Annotated in this window: 17 protein-coding genes; 14 read left to right on the top strand and 3 right to left on the bottom strand. The window is 61.5% G+C overall.

Annotated elements, in window-relative coordinates:
• Positions 1-159: 159 nt before the first annotated feature.
• The 3 genes from ASE52_RS22135 to ASE52_RS22125 all read right to left on the bottom strand — a co-directional run bounded on the left by ASE52_RS22135 (position 160) and on the right by ASE52_RS22125 (position 2,494).
• Positions 160-936 carry a hypothetical protein gene (locus ASE52_RS22135; protein WP_010462621.1) on the bottom strand — a complete coding sequence of 259 codons (777 nt, stop codon included), beginning with the start codon at positions 934-936 and terminating at the stop codon, positions 160-162.
• 60 nt (positions 937-996) lie between these two features.
• Positions 997-1,659, bottom strand: a complete 663-nt coding sequence (locus ASE52_RS22130) for a TetR/AcrR family transcriptional regulator (protein WP_010462619.1) — start codon at positions 1,657-1,659, stop codon at positions 997-999.
• A 238-nt stretch (positions 1,660-1,897) separates the two neighbouring features.
• Complete coding sequence (locus tag ASE52_RS22125; RefSeq protein ID WP_057229250.1) at positions 1,898-2,494, bottom strand: phasin family protein; 597 nt, start codon at positions 2,492-2,494, stop codon at positions 1,898-1,900.
• 227 nt (positions 2,495-2,721) lie between these two features.
• Between ASE52_RS22125 and ASE52_RS22120 the strand changes: the two genes are divergently transcribed.
• From ASE52_RS22120 to ASE52_RS22055, 14 genes are all read left to right on the top strand, one after another.
• Positions 2,722-4,707: an SDR family oxidoreductase gene (locus tag ASE52_RS22120; RefSeq protein WP_057229694.1), complete on the top strand. Its 1,986-nt coding sequence runs from the start codon at positions 2,722-2,724 to the stop codon at positions 4,705-4,707.
• A 111-nt stretch (positions 4,708-4,818) separates the two neighbouring features.
• A complete protein-coding gene (gene rfbB / locus ASE52_RS22115; RefSeq protein WP_010462608.1) occupies positions 4,819-5,907 on the top strand; it encodes a dTDP-glucose 4,6-dehydratase in 1,089 nt (362 codons plus the stop codon).
• Positions 5,904-6,800 carry a dTDP-4-dehydrorhamnose reductase gene (gene rfbD, locus ASE52_RS22110; RefSeq protein WP_057229248.1) on the top strand — a complete coding sequence of 299 codons (897 nt, stop codon included), beginning with the start codon at positions 5,904-5,906 and terminating at the stop codon, positions 6,798-6,800. The genes rfbB and rfbD overlap by 4 nt, the downstream gene beginning before the upstream one ends.
• 14 nt (positions 6,801-6,814) lie before the next feature.
• On the top strand, positions 6,815-7,699 hold the full coding sequence (gene rfbA, locus ASE52_RS22105; protein WP_057229246.1) for a glucose-1-phosphate thymidylyltransferase RfbA: 885 nt from the start codon (positions 6,815-6,817) through the stop codon (positions 7,697-7,699).
• A 7-nt stretch (positions 7,700-7,706) separates the two neighbouring features.
• The gene (rfbC, locus tag ASE52_RS22100; RefSeq protein WP_057229244.1) at positions 7,707-8,252 is read left to right on the top strand and encodes a dTDP-4-dehydrorhamnose 3,5-epimerase; all 546 of its coding nucleotides are present in this window, start codon (positions 7,707-7,709) and stop codon (positions 8,250-8,252) included.
• Entirely contained in the window at positions 8,249-9,439 is a 1,191-nt protein-coding gene (locus ASE52_RS22095) for a DUF1972 domain-containing protein (protein WP_057229242.1), read from the top strand. Before rfbC ends, ASE52_RS22095 begins: the two co-directional genes overlap by 4 nt.
• Positions 9,440-9,507: 68 nt before the next feature.
• The gene (locus tag ASE52_RS22090) at positions 9,508-10,446 is read left to right on the top strand and encodes a glycosyltransferase family 2 protein (RefSeq protein ID WP_241777079.1); all 939 of its coding nucleotides are present in this window, start codon (positions 9,508-9,510) and stop codon (positions 10,444-10,446) included.
• A 71-nt stretch (positions 10,447-10,517) separates the two neighbouring features.
• The gene (locus ASE52_RS22085; RefSeq protein ID WP_198928149.1) at positions 10,518-12,236 is read left to right on the top strand and encodes an ATPase, T2SS/T4P/T4SS family; all 1,719 of its coding nucleotides are present in this window, start codon (positions 10,518-10,520) and stop codon (positions 12,234-12,236) included.
• Positions 12,229-13,437 carry a type II secretion system F family protein gene (locus tag ASE52_RS22080; protein ID WP_057229239.1) on the top strand — a complete coding sequence of 403 codons (1,209 nt, stop codon included), beginning with the start codon at positions 12,229-12,231 and terminating at the stop codon, positions 13,435-13,437. Before ASE52_RS22085 ends, ASE52_RS22080 begins: the two co-directional genes overlap by 8 nt.
• 26 nt (positions 13,438-13,463) lie before the next feature.
• On the top strand, positions 13,464-13,907 hold the full coding sequence (gspG, locus tag ASE52_RS22075; RefSeq protein WP_035196999.1) for a type II secretion system major pseudopilin GspG: 444 nt from the start codon (positions 13,464-13,466) through the stop codon (positions 13,905-13,907).
• Positions 13,908-13,958: 51 nt separating this feature from the next.
• Positions 13,959-14,453: a GspH/FimT family pseudopilin gene (locus ASE52_RS22070; protein WP_057229236.1), complete on the top strand. Its 495-nt coding sequence runs from the start codon at positions 13,959-13,961 to the stop codon at positions 14,451-14,453.
• Between the two features lie 56 nt (positions 14,454-14,509).
• Positions 14,510-14,902, top strand: a complete 393-nt coding sequence (locus tag ASE52_RS22065) for a prepilin-type N-terminal cleavage/methylation domain-containing protein (protein WP_029413981.1) — start codon at positions 14,510-14,512, stop codon at positions 14,900-14,902.
• On the top strand, positions 14,899-15,510 hold the full coding sequence (locus ASE52_RS22060; protein WP_057229234.1) for a prepilin-type N-terminal cleavage/methylation domain-containing protein: 612 nt from the start codon (positions 14,899-14,901) through the stop codon (positions 15,508-15,510). Before ASE52_RS22065 ends, ASE52_RS22060 begins: the two co-directional genes overlap by 4 nt.
• On the top strand, positions 15,507-16,424 hold the full coding sequence (locus ASE52_RS22055) for a type II secretion system protein GspK (protein ID WP_140426315.1): 918 nt from the start codon (positions 15,507-15,509) through the stop codon (positions 16,422-16,424). The genes ASE52_RS22060 and ASE52_RS22055 overlap by 4 nt, the downstream gene beginning before the upstream one ends.
• Positions 16,425-16,523 lie beyond the last annotated feature (99 nt).

The raw sequence follows: 16,523 nt of genomic DNA, 5'->3' as shown, positions 1-16,523 counted from the left end.
TTCTGGGGTCGCAAGCTGCCGAAACGATCGCTGGCCCCACACCAGCGACTGCCGCGCAAGGGCCGCACCGCCGCGCTGGCGGTGTCCCCCTTCCCGCATCGCGCCAGCGAGGCGAGAGAAGGGGGAAGGCGCGAAGCGCCTCAGGGGGATGTACCGAATTTACTCTTCTTCCAGCTCAGCCCGTGCCATCTCCACATCCAGCCGTTCCATGGCGTCCATGGGTTCGGCGGCGGCGGCCTTTTCATACAGCGCGGTGGCTTCCTTCATTTTCTTGTCGCCTTCCAGCATGACGAGGGCATTGGCGTACTCGATCATCGCAATGGCCGAACCCGGGTTGAGCTTGAGCGCCTCCTGGAACAGCTTGAGGCCGGTGTCCTTCTTGGCGCCATAGGTCATGCCGCCAATCAGCGAGCCCACCTTGTCGATCACTTCGGCATGGAAGGCGCCCAGCGCAATGCGCGCATCGGCATGTTTGGGTGACAGGGCAATGGCCTTTTCCAGGGATTCCTTCACTTTGCCGCCCAGGCCCTGGGCCAGGGCCTTGGCGACGCTGATGCCCTGGCTATAGCGGCCCAGTGCATAGGCGTGCCAGTACCAGGCGTTGGCGTTGTCGGGCTCTTTGGACGCCTGGGCCTCGGCACGCTCGGCCACCTGGGTGAAGAAATCGAGACGGGTTTTTTCCTTGGGCTCCAGGTAGTTGGCGTAGATGGAGGTGGCCTTGTTGGCCGCGGTGATGCCTGCGCCTCCGGCCGCCAGGCCCGCTGCGGCGGCTTTTTCAAAATCACCGTTGTGGAACAGCGCCCAGGCTTCCAGCACGGCAGCGTCCTTGGGGCAGGGTTCGGCATCACCGCCATGCAGCCGTGCCCAGTGCTTCTTGACGCTCGCAGCGTCGAAGGTGTAATCACCTGCGTGGGGGAAGGGGGTCCATTTGGCCATGGTGTATGTCTCCGGAAGTTTTTGTTGGCGAGTGGCTTGGGGGCGCGGCTGCGCACGCCGTCAGCTTGGCGTGGTGGCGTAGGCGCCCACCAGCTCCAGCAGGTGGGCCCGCTGGCCGCTTTCGAGGTAGGGCATGAGCAGGTTGAGCACGTGGTGGGCGCCACGCAGCAGCGCCGCCTGTGCGCTTTCGGGCTCCAGCGCGCGGCGCGGGTCGCGCACGTACTCGAAGCTGAGCCAGTAGGTGAGCACCACGACCATGCTGGTGGCGGTGGCTTCCAGCTCGCGCGAGTCGATGTGCAGGGTATCCGCGCGGCCCATGCCATCGAGCATGGCACGCACGGCGCGGGTCTTGTTCTTGAGGATGGCCTGAAAGTGGGTTTCCAGGCGCCGGTTCTTGGACAGCAGGTCGTTGAGATCGCGGTACAGAAAACGGTACTGCCAGATCAACTCGAACAGCGAGTGCATGAAGAACCAGGCATCCTCCACATTGCGCACGCCATCGGCGGCGGCCAGCAGTTCGGTGAGCGAGCTTTCGTAGCGATCAAACAGCGCGTTGATCAGCTCATCCTTGGCCGGGTAGTGGTAGTACAGGTTGCCGGGGCTGATGCGCAGCTCGGCCGAGATCAGGGTGGTGGAGACGTTGGGTTCGCCGAACCGATTGAACAGGTCCAGCGTCACTTCCAGAATGCGTTCTGCGGTGCGGCGTGGCGCTTTCTTCACCATGTGTGCGGGCCCCTTCGCGTCGTTGGACGTTGTTGTTTCGGTGTCTCTGATGCCTACTCTAACCCACGCAGTCATGCTGCAGTGCGGCATGCCGTCTTGCGGCAAACCCATGCTGCAATTGCTTTTAACGCACTTCATGGGTTTCAGCAAAAAAAGAAAAGCGGCCAGCGCGCTGTTGCACGTGGGCCGCTTTCAGCGGGCGGGCTGTTGCCCGCCTGCGCTAGTCAGTGGTGAGCGATCAGCTGGCCGATGGGGTGCTGGCGCCAGTGTCGGCTGCGGCACGGGCTGCGGGCTTCTTGGCCGCAGCCTTCTTGGCAGGGGCCTTGGCGGCTGGCTTGGCTGCAGCCTTGGCAGGGGCTGCCTTCTTGACTGCGGGGGTCCTCTTGGCAGGCGCCTTGGCGGCGGGCTTGGCTGCAGCCTTGGCGGGTGCGGCCTTGCTGCCCTTGGCCAGTGCGTCCACACGGGCGCTCAGGGCTTCGAGGTCGCGGGCCGATGGCACGCCCAGCTTGGACAAGGCCTTGGCCACGCGGTCTTCGAAGATGTTTTCGAGCTTGTCCCACTGGCCTTGGGCCTTGGAGCCGATGTCGCTGGCCATGGTGGTCACGCGGCTGGTGGCTTCGGTGATTTTTTCTTCGGCCACGGCCTGGGTCTTGCGCTGGATGGTCAAGCCTTCTTTGACCAGGGCTTCAAACACCTTGCCGCCTTCTTCCTGCGCCTTGGAGAAGGCGCCCAGGCCGGCAAGCCAGATCTGCTGGGCGGAGTCCTTGACGGTGCTGGACAGTTGGGCGTTGCTCTTCTTTTTGTCGGCGCTGAGTTTCTGCAGTTTCTTGACCATGGGGCCTCCGTTGTGCGGTTGGTTGGGTTTGCCAGGGCGGGTTGCCTCTGACGCATGGCCGCACTGTACGCCGCACGGCGCACAAGGTGTAGGCGTGCGCTCCTAAAAATATAGAGCGTGCCATCTAGCCCGCACGTGGCCTGGGGGCCTAGCATCGGCGCGGGTTTCTGCTGAATTGGGGCGCCCAGGCCTTGGGCAAGAATGAAGATATCTCACAGGAGTTTTCCATGCAGTATTTCGTGACGGGGGCAACGGGGTTCATTGGCAAGCGGCTGGTCAAGAAGCTGCTGGAGCGCAAGGGGGCAGTGGTGCATTTCCTGATCCGCAAGGAAAGTGCGGACAAGGTGGCCGATCTGCGCAGCTTCTGGGGCGTGGGTGCCACGCGTGCCATTCCCGTGTTTGGCGACCTCACCGCGAAGAAGCTGGGAGTGGCTGCGGAAGACGTCAAAAAACTCAAAGGCCAGATCGACCACTTCTACCACCTGGCCGCGGTTTACGACCTCGGTGCGGACGAGGAAACCCAGGCGGCCGTGAACATCGAGGGCACGCGCAACACCGTGGACCTGGCCAAGGCCATCGATGCCGGGCATTTCCACCATGTTTCGTCCATCGCGGCCGCCGGCCTGTATGAAGGTGTGTTTCGTGAGGACATGTTCGAGGAGGCCGAGGGCCTGGACCACCCGTACTTCCAGACCAAGCATGAGAGCGAAAAGATCGTGCGCCAGGACTGCAAGGTGCCCTGGACGGTGTACCGCCCGGCCATGGTGGTGGGCGACAGCACGACCGGCGAGATGGACAAGATCGACGGGCCCTATTACTTCTTCAAGCTGATCCAGCGCCTGCGCCAGCTGCTGCCGCCCTGGATGCCCACGGTGGGCCTGGAAGGCGGGCGCGTGAACATTGTGCCGGTGGACTTCGTGGTCAACGCGCTCAATGTGATCAGCCACCAGAAGGACATCGTCAAGAAGTGTTACCACTTGGTGGACCCGGTGGGCTACCGCGTGGGCGACGTCCTGGACATCTTCAGCCGCGCCGCCCATGCGCCGCGCATGAACCTGTTCATCAACGCAGCCTTGCTGGGCTTCATCCCCAAGGGCATCAAGAAGAGCCTGATGGCCATGGCGCCCGTGCGCCGCGTGCGCAACGCCGTGCTGAAGGACCTGGGCCTGCCCGAGGACATGCTGACCTTCGTGAACTACCCCACGCGCTTCGATTGCCGCGAGACCTTGGCGGCGCTCAAGGGCTCGGGCGTGACTTGCCCCAACCTCAAGGACTACGCCTGGCGCCTGTGGGATTACTGGGAGCGCAATCTCGACCCCGAGCTGTTCATCGACCGCACGCTCAAGGGTACGGTGGCCGGCAAGGTGGTGCTGATCACGGGCGGGTCGTCGGGCATCGGCCTGGCGGCGGCGCACAAGTTTGCCGAGGCGGGCGCCACCACGGTCATCTGCGGGCGCGACCAGGACAAGCTCGACGAGGCCTGTGCCGAAGCCAAGGCCAAGGGTTATGCGTTCATCGCGTATTCGGCCGACATTGCCGACATGGCCGACTGCGACCGCTTTGTGCAGCTGCTCATCGACAACCACGGCGGCGTGGACTTTCTGATCAACAACGCAGGCCGCTCCATCCGCCGCGCCATTGAGTCGAGCTACGACCGCTTCCACGACTATGAGCGCACCATGCAGCTCAACTACTTCGGTTGCCTGCGCGTGACCATGGGCTTTTTGCCCGGCATGGTGGAAAAGCGCAAGGGCCATGTGGTCAACATCAGCTCCATCGGGGTGCTGACGAATGCACCGCGCTTTTCGGCCTATGTGGCCAGCAAGGCGGCCCTGGACGCCTGGACTCGTTGCGCATCGAGCGAGTTCGCCGACCAGGGCATCACTTTCACCACCATCAACATGCCGCTGGTGCGCACGCCCATGATCGCGCCCACCAAGATCTACAACAACGTGCCGACGCTGAGCCCCGAGGAGGCTGCCGACATGATCGCCCAGGCCTGCATCTTCAAGCCGGTGCGCATCGCCACGCGCCTGGGCATCACCGGGCAGTTGCTGCATGCGCTGGTGCCACGTGTGGCGCAGATCACCATGAACACCAGCTTTCGCATGTTCCCGGATTCCACCGCCGCCAAGGGCAGCAAGGACGCCAAGCCGCAGCTGTCGGCCGAGGCTGTGGCGCTGCAGCAGATGATGCGGGGCATCCACTTCTAATGACTGTCCGGCCCGCGCAGAAACCCCCGCGTTGAACTCTGTTACCCGGGGGCCGGGCGGGGTGGGATAATCGTGGGTTCTGCCGAGCTGGCATTTCACACAGCCCTCCCTATGATTCTGGTTACTGGCGGCGCGGGTTTCATTGGCGCCAACTTCGTTCTTGACTGGCTTGCTGCCTCCAGCGAGCCTGTGGTCAACCTCGACAAGCTCACCTACGCGGGCAACCTGCACAACCTGGACAGCATCCAGGGGGATGCGCGGCACCTCTTCGTGCAGGGCGATATCGGCGATACCGCCTTGATCGCACGCCTGCTCGCCGAGCACAAGCCCCGCGCGGTGGTCAACTTTGCGGCCGAATCGCATGTGGACCGTTCCATCCATGGCCCTGAGGATTTCATCCAGACCAACATCGTCGGGTCCTTCCGACTGCTGGAAGCCGTGCGCGCCTACTGGGGCGCACTGCCCGGGGGTGAGCGCGAGGCATTCCGGTTCCTGCACGTCTCTACCGATGAGGTGTACGGGTCGCTCGCACCCACGGACCCGGCCTTCGCCGAAACGCGCGGTTTCGAGCCCAACAGCCCCTACAGCGCCAGCAAGGCCGCCAGCGACCACCTGGTGCGCGCCTGGCACCACACCTACGGCCTGCCGGTGCTGACCACCAACTGCAGCAACAACTACGGGCCGTACCACTTCCCTGAGAAGTTGATCCCGCTGATGATCGTCAACGCACTGGCCGGCAAGCCGCTGCCGGTGTATGGCGACGGCATGCAGGTGCGCGACTGGCTGTACGTGAAGGACCACTGCAGCGCCATCCGCCGAGTGCTGGAAGCCGGGGCTCCGGGTGAGACCTACAACGTGGGCGGCTGGAACGAGAAGCCCAACATCGAGATCGTGAACATGGTCTGCAGCCTGCTCGACGAGCTGCGTCCCCGCGCCGACGGCCAGAGTTACCGCACCCAGATCACCTACGTGAAAGACCGCCCGGGCCACGACCGCCGCTATGCGATCGACGCGCGCAAGATTGAGCGCGAGCTGGGTTGGAAGCCCGCCGAGACCTTCGATACGGGAATCCGCAAGACCGTGCAGTGGTACCTGGAGCATGCCGACTGGGTGGCCAGCGTGCAGACCGGCGCCTACCGCGACTGGGTGCAAGCCCAGTATGCGCAGGAGCCCGCAGCCGTGGTGGGCGCCAGCGCATGAACATCCTGCTCTTTGGCAAGGGTGGTCAGGTGGGATGGGAGCTGCAACGCAGCCTGTCGGTGCTGGGCACAGTCACGGCACTGGACTTCGACACTACGGAACACTGCGGTGACTTTTCCAATCCGGCCGGCGTGGCCGAGACGGTGCGTGCGCTCCGTCCCGACGTCATCGTCAATGCCTCAGCCCATACTGCCGTGGACAAGGCCGAGAGCGAGAGTGACTTCGCCCGTACGTTGAACGCCACCACCCCCGGCGCGATTGCGCAGGAGGCTGCGAAGCTGGGTGCCTGGCTGGTGCACTACAGCACCGACTATGTGTTCGACGGCAGCGGCAACCGCCCCTGGGTGGAAACCGATGCGCCCGCGCCCCTGAGTGTGTATGGCCGCACCAAGCTCGAAGGCGAGCAGCTCATTGTCCAGTCGGGCGTCAAGCACCTCATCCTGCGCACCAGTTGGGTCTATGCCGCGCGCGGCGGTAATTTCGCCAAGACCATGCTGCGGTTGGCGCAAGAGCGTGAACGCCTGACGGTGATTGATGACCAATGGGGTGCACCCACCGGCGCCGACCTGCTGGCCGATGTGACGGCCCACGCGCTGCGCCACCTGCAGCAGCGCCCGCAGGATGCCGGGCTGTACCACTGCGTGGCCGGTGGTGAGACCAACTGGAATGAGTACGCAAAATACGTGCTGGCGCTGGCGCAGGCGCAGAAAGCGCAGCATGCTATCGAAATAAAAGCAAAAGAGGTGGCGCCTGTTCCTACGAGCGCGTTCCCGACACCTGCCGTGCGCCCCCAAAATTCGCGCTTGAACACCCACAAGCTGCAGTCCACTTTTGGCTTGCAGATGCCCCACTGGCAGACCGGGGTGGCGCGCATGCTCACGGAAATTCTCTGAACGGACCCCAGACCATGACGCAACGCAAAGGCATCATCCTCGCAGGAGGCTCCGGCACTCGACTGCACCCGGCTACGTTGGCCATCAGCAAGCAGCTGCTGCCGGTCTACGACAAGCCCATGATCTATTACCCACTGAGCACGCTGATGCTCGCGGGCATCCGGGACATCCTCGTCATCAGCACTCCGCAGGATACGCCGCGTTTTGCACAGCTGCTGGGTGACGGCAGCCAATGGGGCTTGAACCTGCAATATGCCGTGCAGCCCAGCCCGGACGGGTTGGCGCAGGCGTTTGTGATCGGAGAGTCTTTTCTGGATGGAGCACCCAGTGCCTTGGTGCTTGGAGACAACATTTTCTATGGGCACGATTTCCATGAATTGCTGGGCAGCGCCCAGCAGCGCACGGCGGGTGCCAGCGTGTTTGCCTACCATGTGCACGATCCGGAGCGCTACGGTGTCGCCGAATTCGATGCCCAGGGCAAAGTGTTGTCGCTAGAGGAAAAACCTGCACAACCCAAGAGCAGCTATGCCGTTACCGGGCTGTACTTCTACGACAACCAGGTCGCAAAGATGGCCAGGAGCCTTAAGCCATCGCCACGCGGCGAGCTCGAAATCACCGACCTGAACCGGCTGTACCTGGAGCAGGGGCAACTGAACGTCGAGATCATGGGCCGTGGCTATGCCTGGCTGGATACCGGTACCCACGAAAGCCTGCTGGAGGCCAGCCAGTTCATTGCGACGCTGGAGCATCGCCAGGGCCTCAAGATCGCCTGCCCCGAGGAAATTGCGTGGCGTTCCGGCTGGATTGACAGCGCCCAGCTGGAGCGCCTAGCACAGCCTCTTGCCAGGAACGGTTACGGCCAGTACCTCCAGCGCCTGCTGAACGACAAAGTCTATTGATCACCCCATGCACTCCATCCGGCAATCCATTCCAGACGTTGTCCTCATCGAACCCAAGGTGTTCGGCGACAGCCGTGGCTTTTTCTACGAAAGCTTCAACCAGCAGGCCTTTCGTGAGGCCACGGGTGTCGAGTGCGAATTTGTGCAGGACAACCACAGCCGCAGCAGCCAGGGCGTGCTGCGCGGCCTGCACTACCAGTTGCCCCCCAGGGCGCAGGGCAAGCTCGTGCGGGTGGTGCGCGGCGCTGCGTTTGACGTGGCGGTCGATATCCGCAAGGGTTCGCCTACCTTTGGCCAGTGGGTAGGGGCGCTACTGACCGAAGACAACCACCGGCAGCTTTGGGTGCCGCCGGGGCTTGCCCACGGTTTTTTGGTGTTGTCCGAATCGGCAGACTTCCTCTACAAGACCACCGACTACTACAGCCCGGAGCACGAGCGCTGCATTCGCTGGGACGATCCACAGCTTGCCATCGCCTGGCCTGCGGTGGAGGCCGCCATTCAGCTTTCGGCAAAAGATCAGGCGGGGCGCTGGTTCGCTGAGGCTGACCTTTGACGACGGCGTTGGGGCCTGTGACCGGTCCTTCGGGCGGTCCTGCCAAGCTGCGGATCGCCCTGTTGGGAGCCAGGGGCATTCCTGCAAGTTATGGGGGTTTCGAGACATTCGCCGAACAGCTTTCGACACGCCTGGCGGCGCGTGGCCACGAGGTCACTGTGTATGCAGAATCCAGCGAGTCGTCCGTCGCAGACACCTTCTACCAAGGTGTTCGCGTGTGCCACAAGCGCCGACCCCAGTGGGGGGCTGCCTCGGTCCTGGCCTACGATTGTGCCTGCCTGTGGGACGCCCGCCGGGGATACGATCTGGTTTACATGCTGGGTTATGGCGCTGCGTGGGCCTGCTGGTGGCCCCGGGTTTTTGGGGTTCCGGTCTGGATCAACGTAGACGGACTGGAATGGGCCCGCAGCAAATGGGGGCGGGGCGCGCGCATTTACCTGCGTTGCATGGAGTGGGTGGCCAGCCGGGTTGCCACACGCCTCATCGCAGATGCCGAGGCCATTGCACAGAGGTTCCGCCAGACCTATCCCAAGGGGGCGCCGTCGAGTTTCATTGCCTACGGTGCTGAATTGGTGCAAGACCAGGATGCAGACCCTTCCTTGCTGTCTGTGTGGGGGCTTCAGGCCCATCGGTACATGCTGGTCGTGGCGCGGCCAGAGCCAGAAAACCATATCCTTGAAATCATCCAGGGTTATGGGATGCATGGCGGTGATTGGCCGCTGGTCATCGTGGGAGACGTGTCTGGTGCCACGGCCTATCAGCAACAATTGCGGCAGCAGGCCAGTGAGCGTGTGCGTTTTGTTGGCGGCATCTACGATGCAGGGCAACTCGCGAGCCTGCGTGTGCATGCGGCCTGCTACCTGCACGGCCACTCGGTGGGCGGGACGAACCCTTCGCTTCTGGAGGCGCTGGCCTGTGGAAACTGGGTCATTGCGCATGACAACCCGTTCAATCGCGAAGTGGCACGCGATGCGGCCGACTACTTCGAGACCCCCGAGCAACTCGCTCGCTGCTTGGACCTTGTGGTGGATCGGTCGGAAGCCATGCGGCCGCAGCGAAGCCAGCGTGCCCGCGACATCGTGGCAGAGCACTACACATGGGATGGAATCACAGATGCGTATGAAGCACTGATGCATTCTGAATGCCAGCCTCATCGCACGGCGACAACAGGTACAGGCGTAGTGTGATTGCCCCGAGGGATGGATCAGCCTTGCACAGCGGGTTGGCCGGGGCTGTCCCGTCCGCACAGCCCCTGGTGGATGTGCTGCTGGCGACATACAACGGGTCGAAATATCTCCATGCCCAGCTCGATTCCCTACTGGTCCAGACGCACCAGAATTTTCGCGTCTTGGTCAGTGATGATGGATCTTCGGATGCGACGCTTGAGATTTTGGAGAACTATCGGGCGCGCTTCGAGGGGCGTTTGGTGGTGGTGCCCAATCCCCATTGCGGGCAAGGAGTGGTCCGGAACTTTGAGAACCTCATGGTGGCCAGCCTGCAAGACGGGCAGGCGGGATGGGTTGCTTTCTCGGACCAGGACGATGTCTGGCTTCCTCAAAAAATTGAGCGATGCTTGAACGAAATGGTGCGGATGGAGGAAGAGGGGGGTGAAGGGTTGCCCTGCCTGGTGCATTCCGACCTGACGGTCGTCGATGAGAGTCTGAATGTCATCTCGGACTCCTTCGCCAGATACCAGCGCATGGATCCACGGCAGTGTTCGCCGCTTTCACTTCTCAGTGTGAATCAGGTGACGGGATGCACGATGATGGTGAATCGCACCCTGTTGCAAATCGCCTTGCCCTTGCCGCGCGAGACCATCATGCATGACTGGTGGTGCGGCTTGGTGAGCGGGAGTGGCCGTCGCCGTTTCGTGCCAGCGCCACTGATCCTGTACCGTCAGCATGGTGCCAACCAGGTGGGCGCCAAAGACCGCAGCCTGAAGACACGCTTGCTGCGTCTATTGACGAATGGCGCAGGGATCGTTGGGCGCGTCAGGGTGCTCGGAGGCGCCACCTACTTGCAGGCGCAGGCGCTGCAACTGCGCTTGCGAGCCGTGGGGTTGGATGGGGGCTACGTGTCAGAATACCTTGCGTGGAGAGGCCGGCCCTTCTGGGTGAGGATGGTGGGATATCGACAATATTATGTGGGCCCCGAACTGGATCGAATAAGCCGCTGTTTGTTGTGGTTCAAGTGATTCGATTCTTTGGGTGATATGCATCGTCCCCGGCTATTTGGTGGTTGGAAGAATGTTCAAAGGCGTTAGTAATGAAGCTCTCGGCTGAAGTTGGTGAAGTGGAAAGCGTTGACCTCGCTGCGCCCAGGCTCGGGGAGATGCTCCTTGCGGACCAGAAATTGTCACGCAATGACCTGGAGAGGGCGCTGGAGGTTCAGCGTTCCATGGGCGGGCGTCTGGGGCGTCTGCTTATCAGCTTGGGGCTGGTGTCTGAGATTGACGTGTACTCTGCATTGTCCCGGCAGGCAGGGTTGCCCTTGGTGCGCCAGGACGCCTTCCCGAAGGAAAAACCGGATACATCGCGGTTGAACACCAGTTTTTTGCTGGCCAACAATCTGCTTCCCTTGGGAAACGCGGAGGATGCCGAATCCACGCCTGATTTCGCGTCGGTAGATCCGAAAAGCGCCGCATTGCGCGATGCATTGCGCCTGGTCTTTGGGGATGCTCCCAGGGTCTTTTTTGGTCTTGAGTCCGAAATATCCAATCAGCTCAATGCCTGGTACGTCCAGGAGTCGGAGCCCGACGGAGAGGTCGTTGCGGACCAGTTCGAGGCTTCGGAGTTCATTGAGCACCTGAGGGATATGGCCTCGGAGGCGCCCATTATCCAGCGCGTGAGCCATATTCTGTCCCAGGCCGTGGCGGCGCAGGCCTCTGACATTCACATCGAAACCTACGAAGAAAAATCGGTAGTGCGCATACGGGTGGATGGGGAGTTGTATCCCATAGACGAGATTGACAACAAGGATGCGCCAGCCGTCGTGTCCCGTATCAAGATACTTTCGCAGCTCGATATCGCGGAGCGCCGCATGCCTCAGGACGGGCGCACCAAGCTGCGTGTGCATGGCAAGGAAATGGACTCTCGCGTGTCCACCATTCCCACCATGTTTGGCGAATCGGTCGTCATGCGCTTGCTGGAAAAGAACTTTGACCTGCTCTCGCTGGAAAGCCTGCACTTCACGCCGCCCACGCTCAAAACCATGCGCCAGTTGCTCAGTGTGCCCCACGGCATCTTTCTGGTGACAGGCCCCACGGGTTCCGGGAAATCCACCACGCTGTATGCCTCGATGCAGGAGCTGGAGGGTGAGAACCTCAAGATCCTGACGGTGGAAGATCCGGTCGAATACCGGCTGCAGTGGCTCAATCAGGTGCAGGTTCAGCCTCAAATCGGACTCACCTTTGCCAAGGTACTTCGCTCCTTTCTCCGCCAGGATCCTGATGTCATCATGATCGGCGAAATGCGCGATGGGGAAACCGCTGAGATTGCGGTCCAGGCGGCGTTGACGGGTCATTTGGTCATGTCCACGCTGCATACCAATAGCGCGCTCGGGGCCATTGTGCGGCTCATCAACATGGGCGTGGAGCCCTATCTGATCACGGCGTCTGTGATCGGTGTGTTGGCCCAGCGCCTGGTGCGCAAGCTGTGCGAGGAATGCAAGGCGCCTCTGTTGCCAGACCAGGCACAAGCCGCCGCAGCGTCCCTGGGTGTGGCCATGGAAGAGGGGCAGGCCATTTATCGGTCCGTCGGTTGTCCTGCCTGTCGGGGCACCGGCTACCGGGGGCGTTTGGCGGTTCATGAGTTGCTGGTCATGACGGAAGACGTGAAGAAGGTGGTTCTCGAAAGAGGTTCTTCCCTTGGGGGCGGAGACGGCGCCTATGCTGGGGGGAACTTGTTGCAGGATGGCGCCACCAAGGTCTTCAAGGGTCTGACAACCGCAGAAGAAGTCCTGCGCGTCGCGCGTCAAAATGATTGAATTTCAATACGATGGAATCACGTCCGATGGCAAGGCTTGCCAAGGGACGATTCGCGCGCTGAACGTGGAGACAGCGCGGCTGCGGCTCATCGGGCAGGGCGTAACGCCGGTTCGTATTGCGGACGAGTCAGCTGCCGTCGCCCAAGATGAACAGCAAAGCCGGGGCGGCAAGCTCAAGCGCGGCGAGATACTTTTGTTCAGCCGCGAGATGGCGCACCTCAAGCAGGCCAACATGCCGCTCGACAAGGCGCTGGTCATGCTTAAAGAGACCGCAAACACGGAGCGGCTCAAAGCCTTCATTGCCAAGGTGGAGGAAGGGGTACGGGGCGGCAAGTCCTTGTACCAGTCGCTGCTACCGTTTGAGCGGGATCTAGGGCGCCAATACCTCGTCTTGATCCGGGCGGGGGAAACCTCAGGTTCGTTGGCGGTGGTCCTCAAAGAACTCACGGTGCAGCTGGAGGCGGAAGACAAGTTGCGCAACTACGTCATTTCTTCCATGACGTACCCAGTGATCCTGTTGGTGGTTGCTGTGATGTCTGTCGTGCTTCTGCTGGCGTTTGTGGTTCCCCAGTTTCGAGAGATTTTTGACTCCATGGGTGACAAGCTGCCTTACTCCACCCGGTTGGTGGTCGATCTCAGTGATCTGATCCGCTCGCATTGGATGGCAATCCTGTTAGGCTTAACGGTTGTCCTGTTCCTGGGCTCGCGTTGGAGTGCCACGCCCGCAGGGCGTTTGCGTGTGGATAGCGTGCTGTTGGACCTTCCGCTGTTCGGAAAGGTGTTGCGAAATCTGCAGTTCGCTATCTATTTCCGGACGTTCGGTATCCTGCTGCAGCGGGGTGTACCGATGGTGGATGCCTTGCGAATTGCGGTGGACACGTTGACCAATACCGCATTGCGCAAGGATATTGAACCCCTGGTCGGTATTGTGAAAACCGGCAAGCGGCTTTCCACGGGGTTTGTGTCTCCATATTTCGCTAAATCCAGCACTCCGCAGCTTATTCGTGTTGCGGAGGAAACCGGTCAACTCGATATCACCCTGCTGGGGCTGGCTGATCGTTACGAGGATGAAGGTCGGCGCACCATGGGGCGTGTTTTGGCGGCCATGGAACCCTTGATCATTATTGTTTTGGGGGCCTTGGTTGCATTCATCATTATTGCAATTTTGGGCGGTGTCTTGTCGATTAACGACACGATTTGATTGTGAATTGTTTGAGAGATTTTGATATGAATGTAGAGAATTCTGGCCGCAAAGTAATGGCACGAGCGCAACGCTCTTCGGGCTTCACGCTGATTGAACTGCTGGTGGTTCTGGTGATCTTGACGCTGCTTGCAGGGCTGGTGGGGCCCAAAGTGCTCGATCAGCTCGGCGGCGCCAAGTCCAAGACAGCCCGTATTCAAATCTCGGAAATTGAGCAGAGCCTGGACCTTTTTAAATTGGATGTGGGCCGTTATCCCAATGACGCCGAAGGGTTGCGCGCTCTGGCGGACCGGCCCGCAACGGCCCAGGGATGGAATGGCCCATATCTGAAGAAGGGCCTGCCTTCCGATCCTTGGGGCGCTGCCTACCTGTACAAGAACCCGGGGCGCAATGGTGGGCCGGACGTGTTCTCTTTGGGGGCAGATGCCAAGCCGGGTGGTGACGGTGAGAGCGCGGACGTTTTCAACTGACCGTCCTCTCGCGTTTTTCACCTTGCAGTGCTGTCCAGTAACTTGCCTCGCATGAGACGCTGTTTGTCGGCGCCAGCCTTCCGCTCCCGTGGTTTCACCCTGCTGGAGCTGCTGGTTGTACTGGTGCTGGCTGCTATTACCGTTTCGGTGGTGGGGGCTGGAGGACAGGCATTCATGGAGCGGTCGCGCTACAACCAGACGGTACGGGATGTGTCCAGCCAACTCAACAAGGCGCGCGCACTCAGCGTCCAGGAGGGGCGGTCGGTGACCGTGACCTACCAGCCAGAAATTCGCAAGTTGGTGGTGGATGGTCGGGAGTCTCTGGGGGTGCCGGAATCACTGGTGGTCCAGTGGGAGGCCATCGAGCGCAACCCTCGGTCTGGCAAGGGCGCGGTGGCAGCCGGAGAGCCAATTTTTGTGTTCAATTCTGACGGTGGAGCTCGCGGTGGGCGGCTTGCAGTGCTGCGAGGTGGGCAGGGTGTCACCTTTCGTGTGAACTGGCTGCTTGGAACCGTGGAGCAAGGCATGGCCGTGCCCCAGTCATGACCGTGACGTGCCGTTTGACGCCTTTGTTTGATCTGCCTCTCCCATCATTTAGGCGAGTGCCTCGGAAGCAGTGGGGTTTTAGTTTGCTGGAGGCCCTGGTGGCCATGGCAATCGCTTCCATCGCGCTGGCAAGCCTTTATCGAAGCGTGGGGCAAGGCTCCAAGAATGTGGTGGACGTAGAGGCTCGCGTGGAGGCATCCCTGGTGGCCCGGTCGGCGTTGGCCGCTGGAACCTTTGCCGAAGATTTGATGCGGCAGGACTCCGGTCAGTCGGGCGTTTGGCATTGGCGCATTCAGGTGACACCTGAACAGGTTCCGCTGATGGAAGAGAGTGGCCGTCCGGCGCAGGGGGCGCCTTTGCGTGCCGCAAGGGTCACCGTGGAGGTCAGCAAAGACGGAGTGACAGCGGTCACGTGGACGACGTGGAAGCCCTACAGGTCTGCACCATGATCCGCGGCTCTCGAAAATCCTCCCGGGGTTTTACCTTGCTGGAGTTGCTGATTGCATTGGCCGTCACGTCTGCCGTGGTTGCATTGATGTTCGCGGGCGTGGGGGTGATCGGGCGTTCTCAAGAGCGCAACCAACGTGTCATTGAGCGCTCTGAACGCATGCTGGTGGTCAGTCAGTGGCTCGGTCGCAAGTTCGATACCCTCCGCTTGTTGAGCCGGCGCGACGAAAACATCTTTGTGAATTTTTTCAGCGGCAATGCGGCAGGTGCGATCTGGGTGGCGCCTTTGCCGGAGCGTGGGGATGCGGGGGGGCTCTATGTATTCCGTACGACCCCCCTGCGCCATGGGGATGGGCGAGTCGATCTGTCGGTAGAGGCCGTTCCTTATGACGGCGCGCTGATGGCGCTAGATTGGAGTCGGGCCTTGCGCGAGACGCTTTTGACAGACGTGCGGACCCTTCAATGGCATTACCAAGACGGTCAAACGGGCCAGTGGACTCAGCAATGGGACTCCGCCAAAGCTTATTACCCAGCCCGGATTCGGGTTGAAGTTGCCGATGCGCGGGGCGATTGGCCTTCACTGGTGTTCCCTCTGGTGAGGGCAAGATGATGGTCAGGTGGGCACGGGGCAGCCGGGGCGCTGCGCTGATTCTGGTGCTGTGGTTGGTGGCATCCCTGTCATTGGTGGTGATGGCGAGCGCGCGTGGGGTTCGCCAGCAGACGCAGCGCGCGGCCCTGGATCTGGAGCGTTTGCGCGTAGAGTCCGTGCTGGATGCGGCCATCCAGCTAACAGCGCAGCGAATGATGGCCGAGAAGGCAGCAGACAGCTGGTACCGTATTCAGCGCTTACCCATGGGGTCGAATGACATCTGGGTGGAGATCACGCCATCTGGAGGGCTGGTGGATGTCAATGTCGCCAGCGAAGCCTTGATGCAGGCGTTGTTTCAGAGAGCCGGGCGTCTTTCGTCGGGGGAGGCAGCCATTCTGACGTCACGTGTGCGGGACTTTCTCGACCCTGACGATACGCCAGGCGGCGTGGGTGGGGCTGAGTCTGCTCAGTACCGCGCGGCTGGCTGGCCCTCCATGCCCCGAAACGGAGCCCTGGACGATCTTTCCGAGCTGAGGTCGGTTCTGGGAATGACGTCTGAGCTCTATGAGATAATCGCGCCCCACTTGGGTATCAACGGGCAGCAACGCATCGAAATCGATTCAGCCCCCCCTGCCCTGATCGATGTCCTGACGGGACAGCCAGGTTTAGGGGTGCGCATTCACAACTCCCCACCGGAAACGCGGGCTGGCGTGCTCTTGACCGGAGCCGCCGCAGATTTCTTCGCGCCTGCCAGGGCGGGAGGGGGACTAACGGTGCGCCTCAAGGCGTTGGTGCGAGCCGAAGGCGATCGCTGGTGGCAGCGTGAAGCATGGGTCGATCTCAGCGAGCGCCCGGGCGGATTGACCCCCTGGACAACGCTCTCGTTGGAGCCAACACGCCGCTTAAACAAGCCGGAACAGGAATTCAAGCCATGACAGGTTGGGGGCAGCTATCTCTTCGTGCGCAAACAGCGCTGGACCGAATGGCCTGGGGTTTCGGCGATCTCAAACGCGTTCTCATGGAGCATCGCGCCT

Origin of the sequence: Acidovorax sp. Root275 (assembly GCF_001428965.1) — a bacterium.
In the GTDB taxonomy this organism is placed as follows: domain Bacteria; phylum Pseudomonadota; class Gammaproteobacteria; order Burkholderiales; family Burkholderiaceae_C; genus Acidovorax; species Acidovorax radicis.
Note: the sequence above shows the minus strand (reverse complement) of the source record. Positions and strands in the feature narration are given on the sequence as shown.